This is a genomic window from Bifidobacterium sp. UBA744, assembly GCA_002298605.1.
In the GTDB taxonomy this organism is placed as follows: domain Bacteria; phylum Actinomycetota; class Actinomycetes; order Actinomycetales; family Bifidobacteriaceae; genus Bifidobacterium.
The window spans coordinates 1315-3271 of sequence record DBKS01000003.1 but is presented as its reverse complement, the minus strand read 5'-3'; the positions used below and the strand labels follow the sequence as shown (position 1 = coordinate 3271).

Here is a 1957-nt window from a genome sequence, read left to right as displayed (position 1 = left end):
CCACCATGCCCAGCGAGCAGATCGTCTCCGGAATGCCATGGTTGACTTCGGGGTCGATGTGATACGGGCGACCCGCCAACACCACGCCGCGCACATGATGCTCCTGCATGTATGCCAGCGCGCGCAGCCCCTCCTGCTTCACGTCGTTTTTGAATACGGCGTCCTCACGATAGGCGGCGGTCACGGCCAGCTCCGCCTCCTGACGGGTCACGCCGTCGGCGGCGAACACCTCGGCGATGCGGTCGACCATCTTGTCGCGATTGGCCAGATTGAAATACGGGCGCATGAAATCCACGCCCTCGTCGGCCAGCTCGGGCATATTCGCCTCGATCACCACCGGGTAATTGGCGACGATCGGGCAGTTGTAGCGATTCTGAGTGTCCGGCACCAGCTGCTGCTCGTAGCTGACACATGGATAGAAGATGCGTTTGACGCCCTTGGCCACCAGATCGCGAATATGGCCGTGCACCAGCTTCGCCGGGTAGCAGATGTTTTCGGAGGCGATGGAATCCATGCCCTCCTCGAACATCTTGTGGTCGCTGCGACCAGAGATGATCACGCGGAATCCCAGATTGGTCAGCAGGGTGAACCAGAACGGATAGTCCTCGTACATGTTGAGCACGCGGGGAATGCCGATGTCGCCGCGAGTGGCCTTGGCGGGCGTCAGACGACGATAGGCGAAGGCCCGCTTGTATTTGAAGTCGTAGAGATTCGGACGATCGGAACGCCGCTTGGTTTTGTCGCCGCCGCGCTCGCAACGGTTGCCAGTCACATACCGGGTGCCGTCCTCGAATTCGGTGATGGTGAGCTTGCAGTGGTTCTGGCACAGCTTGCACACATCATGCGTGGTGGTCATGTCCAGATGATCCAGTGCCTCGCCGGTGAGCATCGACGACACCGGATGCTCGTTCGCAGCTTCGACGGCGGCGGTGTCCCCATCCGCGTGCTCGCAGTGCATACGGGCGGTCAGCGCGGCACCGTAGGCGCCCATCAGGCCGGCGATATTCGGACGGGTCACCTCGCGGCCCGTCAACAGCTCAAAGGCGCGCAGCACGGCGTCGTTGAGGAAGGTGCCTCCCTGCACCACAACCACCGGGCCCAGCGCATTGGCGTCGCGCAGCTTGATCACCTTGTACAGGGCGTTGCGCACCACGGAGTAGCATAGGCCGGCGGCGATGTCTTCGGGGGACGCGCCCTCCTTTTGAGCCTGCTTCACCGAGGAGTTCATGAACACCGTGCAGCGCGAGCCGAGGTCGGCCGGGGCCTTGGACGCCAGCGCCCGCTGCGTGAACTCCTGGATGGTCAGGCCCAGCGACTGCGCGAAGGTCTGCAGGAACGAACCGCAACCCGACGAACACGCCTCGTTGACGCAGATCGAATCGATCACGCCGTCATTGACGTCCATGTATTTCATGTCCTGGCCACCGATGTCGATGACGGCGGTGACGCCGGGACTGATTTCCTCGGCCGCGCGGTAATGCGCCATGGTCTCGACCACGCCCTCGTCGATATGCAGGCCGGCGGTGATCAATCCCTCGCCGTAACCGGTGGCGCAGGCGCGCGCGATCCACGCCTCGGGCGGCAGCGCGGCGGTGATCGCGCGGACGATGTCCGCGGCGGCAAGCAGCGGATTCTCCTTATGCGTGGCATACGAAGACCAGACAATCGTCTTGTCGTCGTTGATCAGCGTGGCCTTGATGGTGGTGGAGCCCGCGTCGATGCCCAGGAAGTGCGGGCCGTGGGCGCCGTCCAAATTGCCGACGTTGATCTTCTGCTTGGCATGCCGTTCGTCGAATTCGCGGCGTTCCTCGTCGTTCAGGAACAGTGGGCGGATGGTGCGCGCGGTGTTCGGACGGTTCTTCAGCGAGTCAAGCGCGGCAAGCACGTTGTCGAGGGTGGACAGATCGAAGTGCCCCTGCTCCTCGTTTTCCGACAGGGATTTCGATTCCCCGTTGGA

Annotated in this window: 1 protein-coding gene; it reads right to left on the bottom strand. The window is 62.9% G+C overall.

The genetic code is table 11. The features are described from left to right. On the bottom strand, positions 1–1957 hold a 1957-nt coding region (locus B2994_RS00125), incomplete at both ends, for an acyl-CoA dehydratase activase-related protein (RefSeq protein ID WP_291526392.1).